Genomic DNA, 22,702 nt, shown 5'->3' with positions numbered 1-22,702 from the left:
CCGGATCATATCTTCGGCGATTCCGTGTTGGACGGATCGCTGTTCCGGGCGCGACGATGGCGGTACACAGCTCACGGGAGGTTCGACGATGAACGACACCACACCCACACAGCCCGGCACCGGCAGCGGCGACGACATTCTCGACGCGGTACTCATCGGCGGCGGCATCATGTCGGCCACGCTCGGCGCCCTGCTGAGCACCCTCGCGCCCGACTGGTCGATCGCGCTGTTCGAACGACTCGGCGAACCGGCGGCCGAGAGCAGCCATCCCTGGAACAACGCGGGCACCGGACACTCCGGATTGTGCGAGCTCAACTACATGCCCGACGCGGGCGACGGCGCCAAGGCGGCGGGGATCGCCGATCAGTTCGCGCTCTCGCGCCGGTTCTGGTCGGCCCTCGCCCGCCGTGGTGAGCTCGCGCCCGACACGTTCCTCACCTCGACACCGCATGTCACGGCCGTCTTCGGCGAGCGCGACATCGCCTACCTGCGCCAGCGGTACGCGACGCTGCGGAAGCTGCCCGCGTTCGCGGAGATGGAGTACACCGAGGACCGTGCGGTGATCGCCGACTGGGCACCGCTGCTCGTGCGCGGCCGGGCCGACGGCGAGGCGATGGCCGCCACCCGGCACTCCGCGGGCACCGATGTCGACTTCGGTGCGCTGACCAGGTCGTTGTTGTCGTCGATGAGCGCGGCGGGCAACGCGGTCCGGATGCATCGCGAGATCACCGGGCTCACGCGCGGCAAAGACGGTGTGTGGACGGTGCGCGGACGCGATCTCGACAGTGGGCGGCAGTTCCGGGTTCGGGCCCGGTTCGTGTTCGTCGGCGCCGGCGGCTACGCGTTGCGGCTGCTGCAGCGCGCCGGTCTGCCCGAGGTGCGGGGATACGGGGTGTTCCCGCTCGGTGCGCAATTCCTGCGCACCGACAACCCCGAGGTCGTCGCCGAGCATCACGCCAAGGTCTACAGCCAGGCCGCGCTGGGCGCACCGCCGATGTCGGTCCCGCATCTGGATCGTCGCGAGGTCGACGGCGCCGGCGCGCTGCTGTTCGGCCCCTACGCCACCTTCAGCACTCGCCTGTTGCGCCACGGCAAGCTCACCGATCTGTTCACCACTCTGCGCCCGCACAATATCGTTCCGCTAATCGCGGTCGGTCTGCGGAATTTCGATCTGGTCCGCTACCTCGTCACCGAGCTGCTGGCCTCGCCCCGGCGCAAGTTCGCCCAGCTGCAACGCTTCTACCCCACCGCCGACGCCGCCGATTGGACCCTGGTCCACGCCGGGCAACGCGCCCAACTGGTCAAACCCGATCGCGAGCGCGGCGGCGTCCTCGAATTCGGCACCGAACTGGTCACCGGCGCGGACGGCACCATCGCCGGCCTTCTCGGTGCTTCCCCCGGCGCCTCCATCGCACCGTCGATCATGAGCGACCTGCTCGAGCGCTGCTTCCCCGAACGTCGATACGAGTGGGCCCCACTGCTCGCAGAATTGCTGCCGCCTGCCGGATCGACCACCGAAGTCACCTCGTAGAACACCTCGGACGACCGCATCCGCACCCCAGCCGGGGTGCGGATCGCGCTCACCGCGGGGCGGTGAGGAGTGCGCCGATCAGGCGGTGGCTGCGGGCGGACATCTGGGCGGCGGTTTCGCCGGGGTGGCGCAACCACCACAGGACCAGCGAGGTCACCGCGCCCATCCAGACATCGGTCAGCGCCGACAGGTCGGTGGGGTCGGTGAGCTCGACTGCGCCGATGGCATCGGCGACACCGCGCGCGGCCTGGGCGGCGATCCGGCGGCGGGCGGCGCGGACGGCGTCGGCGGCGGGGCCGTCGTCGGGGTGGGAGCGGTCGAACAGCACGGTCCAGTCGTGCGGCCGCGGTTCCAGCGCGACGAAGATCGCGTCGAGGGTCCGTTCCGCCTTGCTGAGCCCACCGGCCCCGGCGATAGCTGATTCGATCGCGTCGAACAGGACGGTGGCCGCCCGGTCCACGCAGGTGATGTAGAGCCCGTCCTTGGACTGGAAGTAGGTGTAGACCAGCGGCTTGGACACGCCCGCGCGCTGCGCGACGTCGGCGAGGGACAGCCCCGCGTAACCCACACGACCGATTTCGGCGACGGCGGCGTCGAGGATCTGCTGTTCGCGCTCGGGACGCGGGACACCTTTGGTACCGGCTGTGCTCACCGGTCCATCCAACCATCGACCGCCGTGCCGGTTGACACCCAATTGGTCCCTTTGTAATTTACTATTCAGTAAATTACCTGTTCGCCCCCGCTGTACGCCTCGACAGGAGTCTCCGTGTTCGCCGAAGTCGCACAATCGGTCCTGCTCAACCCGCCCGCGCTCCCCCGGATGCTCGCGCGGCTGGTCCATGGTGAGCAGCACGAGATCGCCGGGAAGACTGTCGTGCTGACAGGCGCCTCGTCGGGCGTCGGCAAAGCCGCGGCACACGCGCTCGGCCGGGAAGGGGCGCGGGTGGTGCTGGTCGCCAGAAATGCCGAGCCGCTCGCCGAGGTGCGCGACGCGGTCCGCGCCGAGGGCGGAGATGCCGAGATGATCACCTGCGACCTCGCCGACGCCGAGCAGACCGACGCGCTGGCGAAGTCCCTGCTCGAGCAATTCGGGACCGTCGACGTGCTGGTGAACAACGCGGGCCGTTCGATCCGCCGCGGCGCCGCCGACACCACCGACCGGTTCCACGACTACGAACGCACCATGGCGCTGAACTACTTCGGAGCGACCCGGCTCACGATGGGGCTGCTGCCGTCGATGCTCGACGCGGGCACCGGCCACGTCGTCAATGTCGCGACCTGGGGTGTGGCCGCGGGGTCGATGCCGCTGTTCACCGCCTACCACGCGTCGAAGGCGGCGCTCGGCGCGTTCGGACGCAGTCTCGGCGCGGAGACCCGGCGCCGTGGCGTGCACGTCACCACCATCGGCTATCCGCTGGTGCGCACCGAGATGATCGCGCCCACCGGCAAGTACGCCGACGCGGCGGCACTGTCGGCCGAGGAAGCCGCCGACTGGATCACCACCGCGATCCGGACCCGCCCGGTCGAGCTGTACCCGACCTACACTCGCGTGCTCCAGGCCCTCGCGCTCGTCTCACCCCGCGCGGTCGACGCCGCGATCTGGCGCATGGGAATCTGAGACAACCCCTAGAACTCGAGTAGTCCGACCCGTACCCGGGTATCGGAGCCGAACCGTTCCGCAGCGGGACGTGGTGTGGCGCACCGGATTTCTACCTTCGGTACATGGCGACGATCGACCTCACCCACACGCTGTCCCGCATCACGTCCCCCACCGCGCGCGACGGCACCGACCGCGCCCCCTGGCACGGCCCGCTGCTGGTGAATTCCGCGCTCATGGCCGCACTGGTGGTGGTGTCGATGGTCGGGATGGTGGTCGACGACCGACTGCTGCTCGGCGAGTCGGTGTGGCTCAAACCGGCCAAGTTCGGCCTCGCCTTCGCCCTCTACGGCGTGACCCTGGCCTGGATACTGCGGCTGCCGCATCGCGGACGGCGTGCCACCTGGTGGCTGGGCACTGTCTTCGCGATCACCGGGGTCGCCGATGTGGGATTCATCGCGGTCCAGGCGGCACGCGGGACGTTCAGCCACTTCAACGACTCCACCGACCCGGTCAACGAGATCGGGCAGCAGGTGTTCGCGTCCGGCGTGCCCGGGTTGTTCCTCGCGAATCTCGTCCTGGCGGTGATCATCTCCTGGCAGAAACTGGCTGACCGGCCGACCAGGATCGCGTTGAAGGCCGGGCTGTGGCTGGCGGTGACCGGGATGGCGCTCGGTTATCTGATGGGGTTCACCGGGCCGCAGCTCGTCCGCAAGGCCGACGGCACCGTCGTGGGGTTGATGGCCGGGCACACGGTGCGGCCCGGCGATACAGCACGTGACGCTGCCGCAGGCATGCCGATCACCCACTGGAGCACCATCGGCGGCGACCTGCGCATCCCGCACTTCGTCGGGCTGCACGGCATCCAGGTGCTGCTGCTGATCGCCTTCGCCCTGGTGGCACTCGCGCCTCGTTACCGCTGGTTGCGCACCGAAACGACCCGTGCGGCGCTGCTCGTGGTGGCTGTCCTCGGCTACTTCGGACTGCTCACGCTGGTGGTCTGGCAGGCGCTGCGCGGACAGTCGCTCACCAGTCCCGACCTCGCGACAGCCGGTGCCGCCGCGGCCCTCGCGCTGTTCGTCGCCGGGGGTGTCACCGCCGTGTACCTGCGCGCCCGGGAGTCACTGTCGAGCTAGCGCGGTAGTCGCCCTCAGACGCCACTCCGTGTACCCCATCGGCTTATGGTGGGGCACACGGGGTTTCGCATGTTCAGCGGAGTCGTTCCGCTTCCCGCGCCAGCTGTAGCAACGTCGCGCTCAGCTCTGCCAGCTCCGCCGGAGAGGCTCCCTCCCCCACGGCCGTCGCCACGTCCTCGGCCGCGCACCGCGCGGCGAACCACCGATCGGCGAGATCGGCGGCCTCCTGCGCGGTCAGCACCACCGCGTCCTCGGGAATCCCGGTCCCCTTGAGGCTGCTCCGGTGCTCATAGGCACGTTGGCGACACGACTGGCGGCAATAGCGGCGACGCCGACCCGACTCCGAATCCACGATCTCCCGCCCGCACCACAGGCAGGACAGCAGGCGACTGCGCGACATGATCGGAAACCCTATCGGCCCGCGACACAATTCGCCGGTTCAGGTCTCGCTGAGCGGGCACCCTCCCGATACCGACCTACCGTCGACGCCGATTCGGGGGTCGCTCGGCTGATGCGGCCGGGCGACTACAATGGAACAGTTCAGACTTCCCGTGCGTTGAGGTAGTACGAGTTGCGGCACCAGCCGCCGAAATTACAGGAGCACACATGGCAGATCGCGTACTCCGGGGCAGCCGGCTCGGAGCGGTGAGCTACGAGACCGATCGCGACCACGACCTGGCCCCGCGCCGGATCGCCCGCTACCGCACCGACAACGGTGAGGAATTCGACGTCCCGTTCGCCGACGACGCGGAGATCCCGCCCACCTGGCTGTGCCGCAACGGCCAGGAGGGTCAGCTCATGGAGGGCACCTCCGTGGAGACCAAGAAGGTCAAGCCGCCGCGCACCCACTGGGACATGCTGCTGGAACGTCGCAGCAAGGAGGAGCTCGAGGAGCTGCTCAAGGAGCGCCTCGACCTCCTGAAGACCCGTCGCCGCGGGTAACGACAGAAGGTGTGAACGCCGAAGGCCGCCTCCCCTCGGGGAAGGCGGCCTTCGGCGTTGTGTGGCCGTACTCAGTGGCTGGCGACCTTGCGGTACTGCAGTAGTGCCGCGGGCATCGCGATGGCGAGGATGACCAGCGAGCAGATGATCGCGTAGAGGATGCAGTTCTCCGCGGCCCAGCCTGTCGCGGGGACGAAGGTCGGGGGCGAGTCGTTCTCGAAGAGCTTGCGACCCGCCGCCGACACCGCGGTGATCGGATTCCATTCGGCGATCGCGCGCAGGGGGCCGGGCAGGGTTTCGGCGGAGATGAACGCCGAGGAGATGAACGTCAGCGGGAACAGCCAGATCAGACCCGCACTCTGCGCCACCTCCACCGTCGGGGAGACCAGACCGGTCAGGGCGCCGACCCACGACATCGCGAACGCGAACAGCAAGATGATCGCGAAGGCGATCACGGCGTCGCCGAAGCTGCCGTGGATACGCCAGCCGACGATGTACCCGCAGATCGACATCACACCCAGGCTCACGATATTGACCACCAGGTCGGACAGGGTGCGCCCCATCAGGACCGCCAGCCGCGACATCGGCAGCGTCCGCATCCGGTCGATGATGCCCTTCTGCAGGTCACCGGCCAGGCCGACAGTGGTGAACGCGGCATTGAACGCCACGGTCTGGGTGAAGATGCCTGCCAGCAGGAACTCCCGGTACTGGTCGCCGCCGAGCGAGGCACCGAAGATGTAGGCGAACAGGAACACGAACATCAGCGGCTGGATGGTGGCGGTGACCAGCAGCGTCGGCACCCGCAGGATGGTCAGCAGGTTGCGGTAGGCCACGATCGCGCTGTCGCGCACGAACCGGGCTTTCGGTTCCATCTCCTCGGCAGCGGACGGCCGCGGGGTGGCCGGCTGGATGGGCAGATCGCGGGTTTCGTACTCGTCCACCGTGACGTCGGGGGCACTCACGACAGGACCTCCTCTTGCACGTCGTCGGTTTCGGGTTCGGGGATGGGCTCGGCTGGGGTGCCGGTGAGGGAAAGGAACACATCGTCGAGAGTGGGGCGCACGACGTTCGCGTCGAGCACGCAGACACCGGCGTCGTCGAGGCGGCGCAGCGCTTCGACCATCGTGCGTGACCCGTTGCCGACCACCACCGACACCTCGTCGCTGCCGGGCTCGTGAATGGGCTCGCCGACCCCCACCTGCTGCAGGACCTGCACCGCGGGCCACGGGCTCTGTCCCGCGGCGAGGGTGACCGTGAGCCGGTCGCCGCCGATGGAGGTCTTGAGTTCGTCGGCCGAACCGCGGGCGATGACCGTGCCCTTGTCGATGACGGTGATCCGGTCGGCGAGCAGGTCGGCCTCTTCGAGGTACTGGGTGGTGAGCAGGACGGTGGTGCCGTCGTCGACGAGATCACCGATCACCTGCCACATGTCCAGGCGCCCGCGCGGGTCGAGGCCGGTGGTCGGCTCGTCGAGCACCACCACCGGCGGCCGCGCCACCAGCGCACCGGCCAGGTCGAGGCGACGGGCCATACCACCGGAATAGGTGCCTGCCCGCCGACCCGCCGCGTGGTCGAGTCCGAACGCGGTGAGCAGTTCCTCCACGCGGCCAACGGCCTGCTTGCGTCCCATGCCGTACAGACGAGCCACCATGCGCAGGTTCTCGTAACCGGTCAGGTTCGCGTCGACGGCCGCGTACTGGCCGGACAACCCGATCCTGGTGCGCGCGGTGGCCGGATCGGCCAGCACGTCGATCCCGGCGACCCGCACCGAACCGGCGTCGGGTCGCAACAGCGTGGTGACGATCCGCACGGTGGTGGTCTTGCCCGCACCGTTGGGGCCCAGCAGGCCGAGCACGGTCCCCGCCGGGATCTCCAGGTCGATCTCCTTGAGTACGCGTACCTTGCCGTAACTCTTGGCCAGGCCGCGCACTTCTACCGCGAGACTCACGGTCGCATCTCCTTCTGGCCGCTGCCGCACACAGTGATCTCCGGGACGGCATCGAGGTGGCGATGCAGCACGGGGCCGATCGCCGCCAGCGATTCCGGTGTGGTCATCGCCGCGTGCCTGCAGGGCAGGTCGTGGTTGTGGATGTTGCCGGTGACGAACGGCTGCCAGGCGTCGGCACAGCGGCTCGGATCGGCGGCGTTGATCTCGTCCGCCGCGGCGGTGAAGAACACGAGGTCGCCGTCGAAGGTGCGCGGCCGGAACCGGTTGGCCATGACGGTGCCGTCGGCGTACCCGGTGTAGAGGCGTTGCAGGTGTTCCACCGAGAGCGCGGCGAACGGGCCGGCTTGGGCCCGCAGCAGATCCGCCGCTTCGTTCAGGTCGAGATCGGCGGGCAACGGTTCGCCGTCGACCAGGTCGGCGCCGAACTCGCCGAGGATGTCGGCGACGCTGGGCATCGAGGTGTCGAGCCAGCGATCGCCGAGCTGGTAGCTGTCCATCATCGCCAGCAGCGCGACGTCTTCGCCCGCGTCCTGCAGCTGCACGGCGATCTCCTGCGCGATCAGGCCGCCGAGCGACCAGCCGAGTAGGTGATAGGGACCGTGCGGCTGGATCGACTTGATATGGGCGACGTAGTGTCCGGCGGCTTCGGGAATCGAGGTGAAGCTGTCGTCGCCGGACACGTGCGGGGCCTGCAGGCCGTACACCGGGCGCTGCGGGGCGAGATGAGCGAGCAGTCCCGCGTAGCACCAGGCCAGACCGATCGCCGGGTGCACGCAGAACAGCGGGGTGTCGTGCGGGCTGGTGGACGGGCGGATGGCCAGCACCGGGCTGGTGGCCGCCTCGATCACCGCGTCCGGGTCGACGTCGTCGAGCTTGGCCGCGATCCCCGCGGGAGTGGCGTCGCCGAACATCATCTGGACGGGCATGTCGTAGCCCTGCTCACGCAGTGCCGCGACAACTTTGGTGGCCAGCAGGGAGTTGCCGCCGAGTTCGAAGAACCCGTCGTCCACGCCGACCCGCTCGACCCCGAGGACCTCGGTGAACACCGCGCACAGCGCCATCTCGGCGACGGTCGCCGGCGCGCGGTAACCACCGGACGCGGTGAACACCGGCTCGGGCAGCCGGGACCGATCGAGCTTGCCGACCGGACTCAGCGGCACCTCGTCGAGCAGCATGATCGCCTGCGGGACCATGTAGTTCGGCACGTGACCCGCGACGTGCTCGAGCAGTTCGGGCACGCTCGGCGCGCTCCCGTTGCGCGCCTTCACATACGAGACCAGCGCGGTGACGCCGGCCTGCGTGGTGTGACCGATGGTGAGCGCGAGCTCGACATCGGCGTGCCGGGCGAACGCGACGTCGATCTCGCCGAGTTCGATCCGGAATCCGCGGACCTTCACCTGATGGTCGGTGCGGCCGACGTACTCCACATCCAGCGCCGACTTGGCGCTGTCACGCCAGCGCACGAGGTCGCCCGTGCGGTACATCCGTTCGCCCGGTGCGCCGTAGGGATCGGCCACGAACCGCTGGGCTGTGAGTCCCGGCCGGTTGAGGTAACCGCGCGCCAGGGCCGAGCCCGCCAGCTGCAGTTCGCCGGTGACACCGATCGGGGTCGGGTGCAGTCGCCGGTCGAGCACGGTGGCCGCGACGCCGCGGATCGGCCCACCGATGGTGATCGGGCCCCGCGGGCTCATCGGCTGCGGCATCAACGTGACGATGGTCGTCTCGGTGGGGCCGTACACGTTGTAGAAGTTGCGCCCCGGCGCCCAGCGGGCGAGCAGTTCCGGCGGCAGCGCCTCACCACCGGTGAGCACGTGGGCCAGCGAGTTCACCCCCGTCGGGTCGACGGTGCCCAGCGCGGCGGTGGTGATGAACGCGTGGGTGATCCGTTCCCGGATGAACACCTGCCGCAGGTCCTCGCCGCCGACCACCCCGGCCGGGGAGATCACCAGCGTCGCCGCACCACCGAGCGCGAACAGGATGTCGAGCATGGCGGCGTCGAAGCTCGGAGTCGCGAAGTGCAGCACCCGGCTGCCGGGACGCACATCGAACCGGTCGGCGGTCTCGGCGGCGAAGTTCGACAGACCGCCGTGGGTGACCACGACGCCCTTCGGGGTCCCGGTGGAGCCCGACGTGTAGATCACGTACGCCGGATTGTGCAGGCGCAGTGGGCGAATCCGATCGGCGTCGGTGACCGGCGAGTCGTCGGTCCCCAGCACGGTGGCCCTGGTCTGCGGGTCGTCCAGGACCAGCCAGCGGGTGTCGGCGGGCAGTCGATCGCGGTGCTCGAGCAGCGTCAGACCCAGTGCCGCATCGGAATCGGTGAGCATGTGACTGATCCGCTGCGGCGGGTAGTTCGGGTCGACCGGCACGAACGCGGCGCCCGCCTTCGCGACGGCGAGCATGGTCGCCACCGACTCCACCGAACGCGGAATACCCAGGGCCACCAGGGTTTCCGGCCCCACACCCTGTCCGATCAGGACACGTGCGAGCCGGTTGGTCCACCGGTCGAGCGCGTCGTAGGTGACCACCGTGTCCCCGGCGCACAGCGCGACACCGTCACGCGAACGAGCCACGGCGGCACCGAAGACCGCGGGCAGCGTCACCGCCTGCTCGGCGCGGGCGCCGTGCACCGGTGCCAGCGCGGTCCACTCGACCGCGTCGAGCAGTGCCAGATCGCCCACCGCGGTGTTCGGGTCGGCGGCCACGGCGGTGAGCAGCCGGACCAGGCGGTCGCCGAGCCTGCGTGCGGTGACCTCGTCGAACAGGTCCGCCGCGAAGTTCACCGAGAGGCTGATGCCGTCGCCCACCCGATCGGCGGTCTGGGTCTCGGTGAAGGTGAACTGCAGGTCGAACTTGGCGATACCGGCATCGGCGTCGACGGCTTCGATCCGCAATCCGGGCAGTTCCAGCATCCGCACCGGGGTGTTGCGCACCGACAGCATCACCTGGAACAGCGGGTGATGTGCCTGGGAGCGCGCCGGATTGACGACCTCGACGAGCCGTTCGAAGGGCAGGTCGGCGTTCGCGAACGCGTCGAGGTCCCCGTCGCGGACGGTACGCAGCAGGTCGACGAACGCGCGCTCGTCGGACACCTCGGTGCGCAGCACCAGGGTGTTGACGAACATGCCGATCATCGCGTCGAGCGCCGGATGCCCACGGCCCGCGCTGGCGGTGCCGACGGCGATGTCCTCGGTGCCGGTGACCCGGTGCAGCAGGACCGCCAGTGCCGCGTGCAGCACCATGAACATGCTGACGTTGTTCGCCGTGGCGATGCCACGCAGCGCCCGGTGGGTCGCCGCGTCGACCGTGCAGTCGACAGTGCCGCCCTGGTAGGAGGGCACCGGCGGACGCGAGCGGTCGGCCGGCACGCTGAGCAGTTCCGGCAGGCCGTCGAGCACACCGCGCCAGTGGTCGAGCTGCTTGCTGATCAGCGAGTCCGGATCGTCCTCGGTGCCGAGGAGTTCCTGCTGCCACAGGGTGTAGTCGGCGTACTGGACCGGCGGGATCTGTTCGCCGAACGGTTCACCGATCTGGATGCCACGGTAGGCGGCGGCCACTTCGGCGGCGAGCGGTTCCAGCGACCAGCCGTCCATCGCGATGTGGTGCACGACCAGCACCAGCACATGCTCGGTCGAGCGCGCGACCGCGAACTTGGCCTTGGCCGGTGCCGACTGCCCGGTGTGGTCGACGCTGATCAGCGCCGCCCGCATGGGCACCGAGGCCGACAGGTCGAATCCCGGGGTGACGAAACGGGTCACGGCGGTGTCGACCTCGCTCGCGGTGGCCGTCGCGTGGAACAGCGTAACGGCGGCGATCGCCGGGTCGAGCACCAACTGCTCGGGCTCGCCCGCGGTCTCCGGGAACACCGTGCGCAGCGTCTCGTGCCGACGTTGCACCGTGTGCAAAGCGGCAATGAGCGCATCGAGGTCGACTGTGCCGTGCAGGCGCAGCACGACCGGGACGTTGTAGGCGCCCGAGGACTGACTGTCACCGTCGGCACCCGCGTTGAAGCGGTTGAGGAACCACAGCCTGCGCTGCGCCGCCGACAGCGGAATCCGCTCCGGGCGTGGCTGGGGCACCAGGTCCGGCCGGTGTTCGTCGCCGGACGGTCCGGATTCGATGAGCGCGGCGAGTTCGGCGACGGTCGGCGCCGCGAACACGGTGCGCACTTCCAGGCGCACATTGCTGGCCGCGGCCAGCCGGGCCACCAGCTGGGTGGCCAGCAGCGAGTTGCCGCCGATGTCGAAGAAGCTGTCGGTGGCGCGGACCTCGCTCGCCCCGACCAGCTCCTCGAACACTCGCGCGACCGTCCGCTCGGCGAGGGTCTGTGGTGCCCGGCCCGCGGCGGCGGTGAACTCCGGTTCCGGCAATGCCGTGCGATCGAGCTTGCCGACCGGAGTGAGCGGCACCCGGTCGATCAGGTTCAGCGAGGCGGGCACCATGTGCCCGGCCAGCCGGACCATCGCGTGCCGTTTCACCCCGGCCACCTCGGCCGGGTCGACGCCCTCGTTCAGCTGGATCCAGGCGACGATCCGGTCGTCGCCCGCGATCCGGCGGACCTCGGTGTGCGCGAAGCGGACCTCGGGATGACTGCCCAGGACGGCGCTGATCTCGCCGAGTTCGATCCGGAAACCGCGCACCTTCACCTGATGGTCGCTGCGACCCAGGTAGTCGATCTCACCGTTCGCCGTCCAGCGCACCACATCGCCCGTGCGGTACATCCGGCTGCCTGCCGGGCCGAACGGGTCGGCGATGAAGCGTCCCGCGGTCAGGCCGTAGCGCTCGTGATAGCCCTGGGCGATGCCGGCGCCGCCGATGTAGAGCTCACCCGGCACCCCGCTGACGACCGGCCGCAGCCGCTCGTCGAGCACGAGGGCCCGTGAGCCGCGCACCGGCGTGCCGATGGCGACCGGGACACCCACCCGCAGCTCCGACATCGCGGCGATGACGGTGAACTCGGTGGGCCCGTAGGCGTTGACGAACCGCCTGCCCGGCGCCCAGTTCTCCACCAGGTCCGGCGGCACCGCCTCGCCACCGGCCATCAGACCGCGCAGCATCGGCAGGGGGTGGCGGGTGGGGTCGATCGAGCCCAGCACCGCGGGCGTCAGGAAGGTGTGGGTGATCTGCTCGCGTTCCAGCAGGGTCCCGAGTTCGTCACCGCCGTAGATATCGATCGGGCCGATCACCATCTCGGCGCCCGAGTAGACGGCGAGGAGCATGTCGAGCACCGAGACGTCGAAACTGGGTGTGGAGAAGAAGAACGTGCGGGAGAACCGGTCAAGGCCCATCCGTTCACGCAGGTCGAGCGCGAGACTAGTGAGACCGCCGTGGGTGACGGTGACGCCCTTGGGCAGGCCGGTCGAACCGGACGTGTAGATCTGATAGGCCAGGTCGGCGGTGCGCACCGGGCGGACCCGCTCGGCGTTGCTGATCCGGACCCCGTCGTAGCCGGCCAGTTCGGCGTTCAGCTCGTCGCCGTCCATCAGCAACCACTGGGTATCGATCGGGCCCGCGGCCGCGCGCAACGAGTCCGCGTCGGCACGCGCGGTAAGCACTGCGCTGGCACCGGAGTCGGTGAGCATGTGCCGCACCCGGTCGGCCGGGTAGCGCGGGTCGACGGGCACGAACGCGGCACCGCTGGCCGCGACGCCGAAGATGGCGAGGGCGCAGTCCAGTGAGCGGGTCAGCCCGACGGCCACCCGGTCGCCGGTGCCGATACCGCGCGCGATCAGCGCCCGGCCCAGCCGGTGCGCCCGGCTCGCGACCTCGGCGTAGTCGAGCTCGCCCACTTCCCCGGCGACGCTGCCCTCGGCGAACCAGCGCAGCGCGGGCCGCTGCGGATACTTCGTGGCGGCACCGTCGAGGATGTCGGCCAGGATGACCGGCGTGACCGCGGCGGGTCCCTGCGCGGGGACGTGCTCACGGTGCTCGAGCACGGTGAGCGGGTCCAGATCGCACACCAGCTGCAGTGGGTCGGCGGTCACCTGGGTGAGGATCTGCACGAACCGGTCGGCGAGGGTCTGGATGGTGGCGGCGTCGAACAGTTCGGTGGCGTAGACGAAGTCGAACCGCAGCCCGCTGTCCTCGGCGGGCGCGACCCGTAGTTCCAGGTCGAACTTGGCCAGGGCGATGTCGAGCTCTTCCGCGGCCAGTCGCAGTCCGGGCAGTTCCAGCGCGGGTGTGCGGTTGTCCTGCATGCTCAGCGCGACCTGGAACAGGGGGTGGCGGTTGCTCGCCCTGCTCTCCCGGCCCAGCGCGTCGACGACGCGCTCGAACGGCACATCGGCGTGCGCGAGGGCGGCGAGCTCGCCATCGCGATCGGCGTGCAGCAGCTCGGTGAAGCTGCGGCCGGGATCGACATCGGAGCGCAGGACCAGGGTGTTGACGAACATGCCGACGAGGTCGTCGAGCTGGATGTCGGTGCGCCCGGCGACCGGGGTACCGATGGGGATGTCGCGGCCGCCGGTGACGCTGCGCAGCAGCACCGACAGGGCCGAGCGCACGACCATGAACAGGCTGACACCGGTGTGGCCGGCCAGCTCGTCGAGTGCGTGCTGCAGCGGTGCCGAGACCGCGCAGGTCACGGTGCCCGCGGACCCGGTGGGTTCGGCGGGGCGTGGCCGGTCGAACGGCAGCGGCAGCTCGTCGGGCAGTTCGGACAAGGTGTCACGCCAGAACGCGAGCTGGGTGGCGGTGAGGCTGTCCGGGTCGTCCTCGCTGCCGAGCACGGCCCGCTGCCACAGGCTGAAGTCGGCGTACTGCACCGGCAGCGGAGCGCGCTCGGGGACGGCGCCCCCGGTGCGGGCCACGTAGGCCAGTGCGAGATCACGCGTCAGCGGGCCGAGCGACCAGCCGTCGGCGGCGATGTGATGGACGACGACGCCGAGCAGGTGCTCGTCGGATGCGGTGCGCAGCAACGACACTCGCAGCGGCGTCTGGCGGGTGAGGTCGAAGCCCTGGCGGGCCAGCGCGGTCAGCGCCGCGTTCGCCCGATCGGGTGCGGTGTCGACGGCGTCGATCATCGGCGTCGCCTGGTCGAGCGGCAGGATCACCTGCTGGGCACCGGAGAGGTCTTCGGGGAAGACCGTGCGCAGTACCTCGTGGCGCTCCACCAGGTCGCTGAGCGCGCCCCGCAATGCCTCGACGTCCAGATCTCCGCCGATTCGCAAGACGAATGCGATGTTGTAGGCGCTCGATTCGGGGGACAATCGGTTCAGGAACCACAGCCGTTGCTGCGGCAACGACAGTGGTATGCGTCCCGGGCGCGGGGTGTGTACCGCCAGCGCCACCCGCTGCGTCCGGGGCGCTTCCGTGATCAGCCCGGCGATACCCGCCACGGTCGGTGCCTCGAAGATCTGCCGGACCGGCAGGTCGACCTCGAATTCGGCGTGCAGTGCGGCGGCGAGCCGGGTGGCCAGCAGCGAGTTGCCGCCGATGTCGAAGAAGCTGTCCTCGGCGCCGGAGATCGGGCGACCGAGGATCTCGGTGAACACCGCGGCCACCCGCATCTCGAGGTGCGTGCGTGGCGCGCGCGAGCCACCGCTGACCACGAATTCCGGTGCGGGCAGCGCCTTTCGGTCGAGCTTGCCCGCCGGGGTCACCGGCATCGCGTCGAGCACCGCCAGCGCGGCGGGCACCATGTAGCCGGGCAGTCTGCCGCGGGCGGTGCCGAGCACGGCGGCCGGGTCGATCGGACCGTCGGCGGTGATGTAGGACGCGAGCCGCTGCTGCCCCTGCTCGTCGACGTGGACGACGGTCAGCGCGGACCGAACGCCCGGGTGCTCACGCAGCACATGGTCGATTTCGCGCAGTTCGATCCGGAACCCGCGGATCTTGATCTGATCGTCGGCGCGGCCGAGGAAACGCAGCAGGCCGGTCATGTCGGCGACGACGAGATCGCCGGTGCGATACATCCTTTCGCCGACTCGGCCGTGTGGGTTGGCGACGAACCGCTGCGCGGTGAGTGCCGACTTGCCGAGGTACCCGCGGGCCAGGCCGGGCCCGGAGACGTAGAGCTCGCCCGGTGTTCCCGGCGGCACCGGGTTCATCCGGCCGTCGAGCACGAACAGCCGCATGCCGCGCACGGGGGTGCCCAGCGGGACAGGCTCGCCCGCAACCATGGCCGCGCTCGCGGTGACCGCGACGGTGGCCTCGGACGGGCCGTACATGTTGTGCATCCGGTACTTCGTGGCCCAGGCTTCGACGAGTTCGTCCGAGCACGCCTCACCGCCGACGATCACCGTGTTGAGAGCCGGGAAGTCGCCCGCGGGCACCGTGGCCAGCGCGGCCGGGGTGATGAACGCGTGGGTGATGCGTTCCGAGCGCAGGAAACCGGCCAGCTCCGCGCCGCCGTACAGGTCGGCGGGGGCCACCACGATCGTGGCGCCCGCGGCGAACCCGAGCAGCAGTTCCAGCACCGAGGCGTCGAAGCTGGGTGAGGAGAAGTGCATGGTCCGCGCGTGGTCGGTCACCTTGAACAGCTGGGTCTGCTCGCTGGCCAGCGAGGCGATGCCCGCGTGGGTGACCACGACGGCCTTGGGTGTGCCGGTCGAGCCCGAGGTGTAGATGAGGTAGGCGGGCTGACCGGCTCGCATCGGGTGCCTGCGGTCGGCGTCGGACAGCGGGGTGGCCGAGCGGACGGCGCAGTCGGCCTCGAAATCGGCCGTTCCGAAGACCATCCACTCCGGTGCCGACCGGTGCTTGCCGGTGGCGGTGGGCAGCGCGGCGAGATGCTCGGGCAGGGTGAGCCCGAGCGTGGCACCGGAGTCACCGATCATGTGCGCGATGCGATCGGCCGGGTAGGCGGGGTCGACGGGCACGTACGCGGCGCCGGTCTTGGCGACCGCCCAGATGGCGATGATCGACTCGAGGCTGCGCGGCAGCGCGACGGCGACCACCGTCTCGGGTGCGGCGCCGTGCGCGATGAGACTGCGCGCCAACCGGTTCGAGCGTTCGTCGAGTTCGCGGTAGGTGGTGTCGAAACCGAGGTAGCGCACCGCCACCGAGTCGGGCAGGTGTTGCGCGGTGTCGCCGAGCAGCCGGGCCAGGGTGCCCGCCGGTTCGGCAGGCGCACCGGCCACGGGGACCAGGCGGGCGATCTCGCGACGGTCGAGCACCTCGAGGTCGCCGATCGCCGTGGTGGGGGTGGCGACGGCGGCGGCCAGCAGCGTGGTGAACCGCCGGGCGATGGCCTGCACCGTGGCGCGATCGAAAACATCGGTGGCGAAACCGAATTCGGCGTGCAGCGGTCCGTCGTCGTGATTGTCGCGAACCTCGAGCTGCAGGTCGAACTTGGCGACGCCGATCTCGATCGGCACCAGTTCCGCGGTGACACCGGGCAATTCGACCCGCAGTTCCGGGGTGCGGTCGTAGGACAGCATCACCTGGAACAGCGGATGCCGGGTGGTCGAGCGATCGGGATTGACCAGTTCCACCAGCCGTTCGAACGGCACGTCGGGGTTGGCGAAGGCATCGAGGTCGGTTTCGCGGACCTGGTCGAGCATGTGCTCGAACCCGGCACCGAGGTCCACTTCGGTGCGCAACACCAGGGTGTTGACGAACATGCCGACCAGCTCGTCCAGCGCCGGATCGGAGCGGCCCGCGATGGGTGTGCCGATGGTGATGTCGGTGCTCGCGCAGAGCCGGGCCAGCAGAGTGGCCAGGACGGCGTGCAGCACCATGAACATGCTCACGCCGCGCCCGGTGGCGAGTTCGGCTGCCGCGCGCCGGGTTTCGGCGTCGATGACGAATTCGACGGTGCCCCCGCCGGTGCCACGGTGTTGCGGTCGCGGCCGGTCGAGGGGCAGGTCGAGCTGATCGGGCAGCCCGGCCAGCGCGCCGCGCCAGTGCCCGAGCTGGCGCGCGATGGGTGCCTCGGGGTCGGTTTCCTCACCGAGCAGTTCGCGCTGCCACATCGCGAAATCGGCGTACTGCACCGGCAGCGTCGCCCACTGGGGCGCGGCACCGCCCGCGCGCGCCGACACCGCGACCATCAGATCCCGGGCCAGCGGGGCGACCGACCAGCCGTCACCGCTGATGTGGTGCAGCACCACGAGCAGGAGGTGATCCTCGGCGCCCACCCGATAGAGCACGACCCGCAGCGGTGTCTCGGTCCGCAGGTCGAAACCGCGCCCCGCCACCTGCGCGGCCAGCGCGGGAATCTCGGCGGCGGCCACCTCGATCGGCGTGAGCTCGGGTTCCACCCCGGCCGCGGGGTGGATGCGCTGGTACGGACCCTCGGGGCCTTCGGGGAAACTGGTGCGCAGGCTCTCGTGGCGGTCGAGCACGTCGCGCAGACCCGCACGCAACGCCTCGAGGTCGAGCTGCCCGGTGAGCCGCAGGGCCAAGGGCATGTTGTAAGCGGCGGCGTGTTCGGCGAACCGGTTGAGGATCCACAGCCGCTGCTGGGCCAGCGACAGCGGCACCCGCTCCGGCCTGCGTGCCGGAACCAGTTTCGGTGTCGAGGTCTCGGGCCGGTGGGTGCTGATGTAGCCGGCCAGTGCGGCGATGGTCGGCGACTCGAACATCTCCCGGATGGTGAGGTTCGCGTCGAGGGTGGTGTTGATCCGGGCGACCGCGCGGGCCGCGACCAGGGAGTTGCCGCCGAGATCGAAGAAGCTGTCCTCGATCCCGATCGTGGTGCCGTCCAAGGCGAGAACCTCGGTGAAGATCTCCGCGAGCGCGCATTCCAGCTCGGTCTGCGGTGCGGCGGCGCCGGTGGTGACCCGCACACCCACCTCCGGCGCGGGCAGTGCTTTGCGATCGACCTTGCCGTTGGCGCTCAACGGCAGTTCGTCGAGCACCACCAGTGCCGAGGGCACCATGTAGGACGGCAGGCCGCGGCGCAGTGCCGCGAGCAAGACGGTGGGATCGGGTGCCGACGCGCCGGGCGCGGCGACCACGTAGGCGACGAGTTCGTCCTCACCGAGGCGGCTGGTGCGGGCCACGCAGACCGCGCGGGCGATATCGTCCTGCGCGAGTAACGCGGATTCGATCTCGCCGAGTTCGATGCGCAGTCCGCGAATCTTCACCTGGAAGTCGGTGCGGCCCAGGTATTCCAGAACGCCGTCGGCGATCTGCCAGCGCGCCAGGTCACCGGTGCGATACATCCGCTGCCCGGGGGTGAAGGGGTTGGCGACGAACCGGTCGGCGCTCAGGTCGGGACGGCCCAGGTAACCACGGGCCAGCTGCGTGCCCGCCAGGTACAGCTCGCCGACGACACCGGGCGGCACCGGGCGCAGGTGCGGGTCGAGCACATAGGTCTGGGTGTTCCACACCGGCGAGCCGATCGGCACCGTGGTGGCCTCGGCCGGGCACGGCCAGTAGGTGACGTCGACCGCGGCCTCGGTGGGCCCGTAGAGATTGTGCAACTCCGGTCCGCCGTCGGGGCCGTGCAGCGCGGCGTGGAAATCGGCGACCGTCGCGCCGGGCAGCGCCTCACCACTGCAGAACACCCGGCGCAGCCCCGCTCCACCCCGCACTCGCGGGTCGGTGACGAACAGCGACAGCATCGACGGCACGAAATGGGCTGTGGTGATGGACCTTTCGGTAATGATCCGGGCGAGGTAGGCCGGGTCGCGATGCCCTTCGGGAGCGGCGACGACCAGGCGCGCACCGACCTGCAGCGGCCAGAAGAACTCCCAGACCGACACGTCGAAGGTGGCCGGGGTCTTCTGCAGGACCGCGTCGGTGTGGTCGAGCGGGTACTCGGCCTGCATCCAGCGCAACCGGTTCACGATCGCGGCATGCGTGACACCCACGCCCTTGGGTTTACCCGTGGAGCCGGAGGTGAAGATGACGTAGGCGAGGTGATCGGGGCGCAGCGGCGCGGTGCGATCGGCGTCGGTGATCGGCGCGACGTCGTTGCCGCTCACGTCGAGCGTGTCCAGATCGACCCGGACGGTGCCCTCGGGCAGCCGGACCCCGTCGCGGTCCGCGGTGAGTACACACACCGGATGTGCCTGTGCCACCACCGCTTCGATGCGATCGACCGGATGCCCGGGATCCAGCGGCAGGTAGGCCGCGCCGGTCGCGAGTACCGCGTAGATCCCGACGACCAGATCGACACTGCGATGCAGGCACACACCGACGGTGGTCTCCGGGCCCGCGCCGCGGGCGATGAGTTCGCGTGCCAGCTGGTTCACCCGGTCACCGAGTTCGGTGTATCCGAGTGTGCGATCGCCGAATTCGAGACCGATGGCGTGCGGGCTGCGCGACACCTGGTCCTCGAACAGCGAGACCAGCGTCGCGGCCTGCATCGGCATCTCGGTGGCGTTCCACTCGCGCAGCACCCGCTCGTTCTCGGCGGTGGTGATCGCGGTGAGCGTGTAGGTGGGGGTGGCCGGCTCGGCGGCCAGGAAGCGCGCGAGGAAGTCGAGGTAGCGCGCGTGGTGGGCGGCGTTCTCGGACTCGCCGTAGAGCTTCGGATTGGCCTCGAAGTCGAGCTGGATACGGCCGCCGTCACCGTTGTAGATGTTGATCGAGAGGTCTTCGACGGGTCCGGTGGCGAGCACATTGAGCTGACCGGCGATGTCGTCGAACTTCAGCTCGTCGTGGAACAGCATGATGTTGACCATCGGCCCGAAGAAGCCGCGTGCGTCGCGGGAGTACCCGCAGTCTCGCCGGATGTCGTCGGAGCGGTAGCGCTGGTGGCGCAGGGCGCCGGTGATCTGGAGTTCGGTCTGGCGCACGACGTCGGCGACGGTGGTGTGCTCGTCGAACCGCAGGCGCAGCGGCACCACGTTCGACACCACACCCGCCGAGCGGCGCAGCGCGACGGTGGTGCGTGCCGAAACCGGAAGGCTCAGTACGACATCCGGGTCGCCGGTGACCGAACGGACATAGGCGGCCAGCGCGGCGACGATCAGCGCGGAGTTGGCCGAACCGTGTGTGGTGATCGCGTCGGTGAGCAGCGTGTCGAGGTCGGCGTCGAGCACCGCGGTGGCACGGTGGCGTCCCGCGTCGTGGGTATCGCCCGCGGCGGTGACCGACGACAGCGTCATCGGTTCGCCCACGCCGGCGAGCTGTTCCATCCAGTACTCGCGGTCGGCACGGAACCGGCTCGACTCACGGTAGCGGGATTCGTCGGCGTAGAGGTCGACGAGCGCGGCGGCGCGGGAAACCGACGGCTCGCGCTGCTCGCCGACCGCGGTGTAGATCTCGGCGGTGCGCGAGAGCGCGTTCATCGCACCGTAACCGTCGATAACGATGTGGTGGCCACGCTCGTACCAGAACCAGTCCCGGTCACCGATCCGCAACACCACATTGATGGTGAGGGGCTCGTGCTCCATGTCGATCGGGGTGCTGGCGTGGGCGTTCATCCAGGCCAGTGCGGCGGCCCGGGGGTCGGATTCGCCGCGGAGGTCGATCCGAGCCCAGCCGGGCCGCCACGTGGGGTCCACTCGCTGGTGGGGCACGCCGTCGATCTCGAGTAGGCGGACGTGTCCCACCTGGGATTCCGCGCCGTAGCGCTCGACCGCGTACAGCAACCGGCCGACGTCGAGATCACCGTGCAGTTCGACGTAATGAGCGATGGTGAGCGGAATATCGGGCCGAATCCGTTGCGCGTACCACAGTGCTGTCTGACCGGGCGAGAGGGCGAACGGTTGGCCCGGGTCCTCGTCGGTGATGCTCGAGCTGACGTGGTCGGTGGCCAAAGAACTCATCAAGCACTCCGTTTCTGCCTTGTGTCACAACTCCCCGAGCAGCGCCCGGGCACACGACGGCCCAGGGCGTGGCTTTTCCACGCCCATGATTCGGAGTACTACGGCAGCCGGATGGCTACCAATGTGAATTTATTTCGAGCTCAACGAATTACGCCCCTGAAGCAGCAACTTTGTGCCGCTTCCCCCCGGTTAAAACAAACCGCTTATTCAGAATTGTCCGAACTTCGCGCAAGATGCGTCGGATTCGCGCGGCGGCGTCGAAGTAATAGCAATCCGACACCGATCGCGGTCAGGATAACGGACGCGAGTTCCGGCCACGCACCGATTCGGGTAGCGACTGTTGTTGTGTCGCGCAGCGGTAGCTGGGCCACCAGGGCGGCGGGGACGACTTGCTCGGTGTGCTGTCTGAGCACGCCGTCAGCGGTGATGATCCCGCTGACACCCGTGGTTGCTGACACCACGAGCGCACGCCCGTGTTCGACCGCGCGCACCCGCGACATCGCCAGTTGCTGGTAGGTCATCTCGCTCTCGCCGAAGGTGGCGTTGTTGGTGGGCACCGTCAGCAATTGGGCGCCTGCGGCGAGGGAATCCCGAAATGCCCGATCGAAGGCAACCTCGTAACAGGTCGCCACGCCGACCGGCACACCGGCGGCCGTCACCGTTCCGTCACCGTTACCCGGCACGAAATAGCCCGCACGGTCGGCATAGGAGGAGAACAAACGGAAGAAACCGCGCATCGGCAGGTATTCGCCGAACGGCTGGATGATCTTCTTGTCGTGGCGCTCCCCCGGGCCCGCCGTGCCGTTCCACACGATCACCGAGTTGGTGGTCGTGCGGTCACCGTTCACCAGGACTGCGCCGACCAGGATCGGGGCGCCGATCCGCACCGAGGCTTCGGTGATCTCGGCGGCGGCATCGGCATTGCGCAGTGGGTCGATATCGGAGGAGTTCTCGGGCCAGATCACGATGTCGGGCCGCGCGGCCTGGCCGCGGGTGACGGCGTCGGCCAACTCCTCGGTGCGCCGGACGTGGTTGTCCAGCACGGCACGGCGCTGGGCGTTGAAGTCGAGCCCGAGCCGCGGCACACTGCCCTGGATGGCGGCGACCGTGATCGTCCTGGTGCCTGCGTCCGGGGCGGGCAGTGTCGGCCGCAGGATCACTCCGGCCAGGGGCATGATAGCCACGGCCACCACCGCGGTGGCAAATCCGGTGCGCACGGCGCGAGTGTTCGGGCGCGGCGCGGGCGTGCGGGCCCAGGTGACGATGCGCAGGACGAGTGCGGCGAGAGCGGTGCCGGTCAGCGCGACCGCGAAGCCGACCAGCGGCGCGCCACCGTAAGCCGCCAGCGGCAGATACCACCCATCGGCCTGACCGAAAGCGACACGCCCCCACGGGAATCCGCCGAACGGGAAGCTCGATCGCACCCATTCGCTCGCGGTCCATGCCACGGCGAGCCAGATCGGCCAGCCCGGCAGCGCGCTCAACCATCGGGCGAGCGCACCCCACAGGCCGAAGTACAACGCGCAGACCGTGGACAGCGCCAGCCACGGCACCGGACCCACATAGATCCCGGTCCACGGCAGCAACGGCACGAAGAAGGCCAGCCCGCCGAGCAGCCCGTACCCGAACCCGCCGCGCAGCCTGCCCGGCCCACGCACCGCGAGGGTGAGCAACGCGATGGCCACGGGTGCGAGGAACCAGAACGGGCGGGGCGGAAAGCTGCCGAACAGCAGCAGCCCGCCCACGACGGCCGCGAGCAGCCGCACCACCGTCGGGTGCGGCGTTCTCGCGGCGGATCGGCTCGCACCGGGATCCACCTCGCCCGCTGCTGATACCGGCTCGGCTGCGGAGTCGGGGTGGTTACCCGTCGCGGGGTCGATCATG

Annotated in this window: 10 protein-coding genes; 4 read left to right on the top strand and 6 right to left on the bottom strand. The window is 69.6% G+C overall.

Going from position 1 to position 22,702, the window contains the following annotated elements; translation table 11 throughout:
• The first annotated feature begins 88 nt into the window (after positions 1-88).
• Positions 89-1,531, top strand: a complete 1,443-nt coding sequence (mqo, locus tag ACFTS5_RS05240; protein ID WP_378627572.1) for a malate dehydrogenase (quinone) — start codon at positions 89-91, stop codon at positions 1,529-1,531.
• Positions 1,532-1,580: 49 nt separating this feature from the next.
• Here the strand turns inward: mqo and ACFTS5_RS05235 are convergent, their stop codons facing one another.
• The gene (locus ACFTS5_RS05235; RefSeq protein WP_378627570.1) at positions 1,581-2,183 is read right to left on the bottom strand and encodes a TetR/AcrR family transcriptional regulator; all 603 of its coding nucleotides are present in this window, start codon (positions 2,181-2,183) and stop codon (positions 1,581-1,583) included.
• 114 nt (positions 2,184-2,297) lie between these two features.
• Here ACFTS5_RS05235 and ACFTS5_RS05230 point away from each other — a divergent pair, with 114 nt between their 5' ends.
• Together ACFTS5_RS05230 and ACFTS5_RS05225 are read left to right on the top strand one after the other, a co-directional pair.
• The gene (locus ACFTS5_RS05230) at positions 2,298-3,149 is read left to right on the top strand and encodes an SDR family oxidoreductase (RefSeq protein WP_378627569.1); all 852 of its coding nucleotides are present in this window, start codon (positions 2,298-2,300) and stop codon (positions 3,147-3,149) included.
• 104 nt (positions 3,150-3,253) lie between these two features.
• Complete coding sequence (locus ACFTS5_RS05225) at positions 3,254-4,264, top strand: hypothetical protein (RefSeq protein WP_378627568.1); 1,011 nt, start codon at positions 3,254-3,256, stop codon at positions 4,262-4,264.
• Between the two features lie 73 nt (positions 4,265-4,337).
• Here the strand turns inward: ACFTS5_RS05225 and ACFTS5_RS05220 are convergent, their stop codons facing one another.
• On the bottom strand, positions 4,338-4,664 hold the full coding sequence (locus ACFTS5_RS05220; RefSeq protein ID WP_378627566.1) for a hypothetical protein: 327 nt from the start codon (positions 4,662-4,664) through the stop codon (positions 4,338-4,340).
• Between the two features lie 206 nt (positions 4,665-4,870).
• On the opposite strand from ACFTS5_RS05220, the gene ACFTS5_RS05215 reads away from it, so the two are divergent.
• Positions 4,871-5,206 carry an RNA polymerase-binding protein RbpA gene (locus ACFTS5_RS05215; RefSeq protein WP_067453486.1) on the top strand — a complete coding sequence of 112 codons (336 nt, stop codon included), beginning with the start codon at positions 4,871-4,873 and terminating at the stop codon, positions 5,204-5,206.
• Between the two features lie 71 nt (positions 5,207-5,277).
• On the opposite strand, the gene ACFTS5_RS05210 is transcribed toward ACFTS5_RS05215, so the two are convergent.
• The 4 genes from ACFTS5_RS05210 to lnt all read right to left on the bottom strand — a co-directional run bounded on the left by ACFTS5_RS05210 (position 5,278) and on the right by lnt (position 22,701).
• Positions 5,278-6,078 (bottom strand): ABC transporter permease, encoded by an 801-nt coding sequence (locus ACFTS5_RS05210; RefSeq protein ID WP_358110415.1) that lies wholly within the window; start codon positions 6,076-6,078, stop codon positions 5,278-5,280.
• 86 nt (positions 6,079-6,164) lie between these two features.
• Positions 6,165-7,154, bottom strand: a complete 990-nt coding sequence (locus ACFTS5_RS05205; protein WP_378627563.1) for an ATP-binding cassette domain-containing protein — start codon at positions 7,152-7,154, stop codon at positions 6,165-6,167.
• Positions 7,151-20,818, bottom strand: a complete 13,668-nt coding sequence (locus ACFTS5_RS05200) for an amino acid adenylation domain-containing protein (RefSeq protein ID WP_378627560.1) — start codon at positions 20,816-20,818, stop codon at positions 7,151-7,153. The genes ACFTS5_RS05205 and ACFTS5_RS05200 overlap by 4 nt, the downstream gene beginning before the upstream one ends.
• A gap of 203 nt (positions 20,819-21,021) precedes the next feature.
• Positions 21,022-22,701 carry an apolipoprotein N-acyltransferase gene (gene lnt, locus ACFTS5_RS05195; RefSeq protein ID WP_378627558.1) on the bottom strand — a complete coding sequence of 560 codons (1,680 nt, stop codon included), beginning with the start codon at positions 22,699-22,701 and terminating at the stop codon, positions 21,022-21,024.
• Position 22,702 lies beyond the last annotated feature (1 nt).

Source organism: Nocardia sp. NPDC056952, assembly GCF_042674185.1.
In the GTDB taxonomy this organism is placed as follows: domain Bacteria; phylum Actinomycetota; class Actinomycetes; order Mycobacteriales; family Mycobacteriaceae; genus Nocardia.
This window is presented reverse-complemented; position numbering and strand designations above follow the sequence as displayed.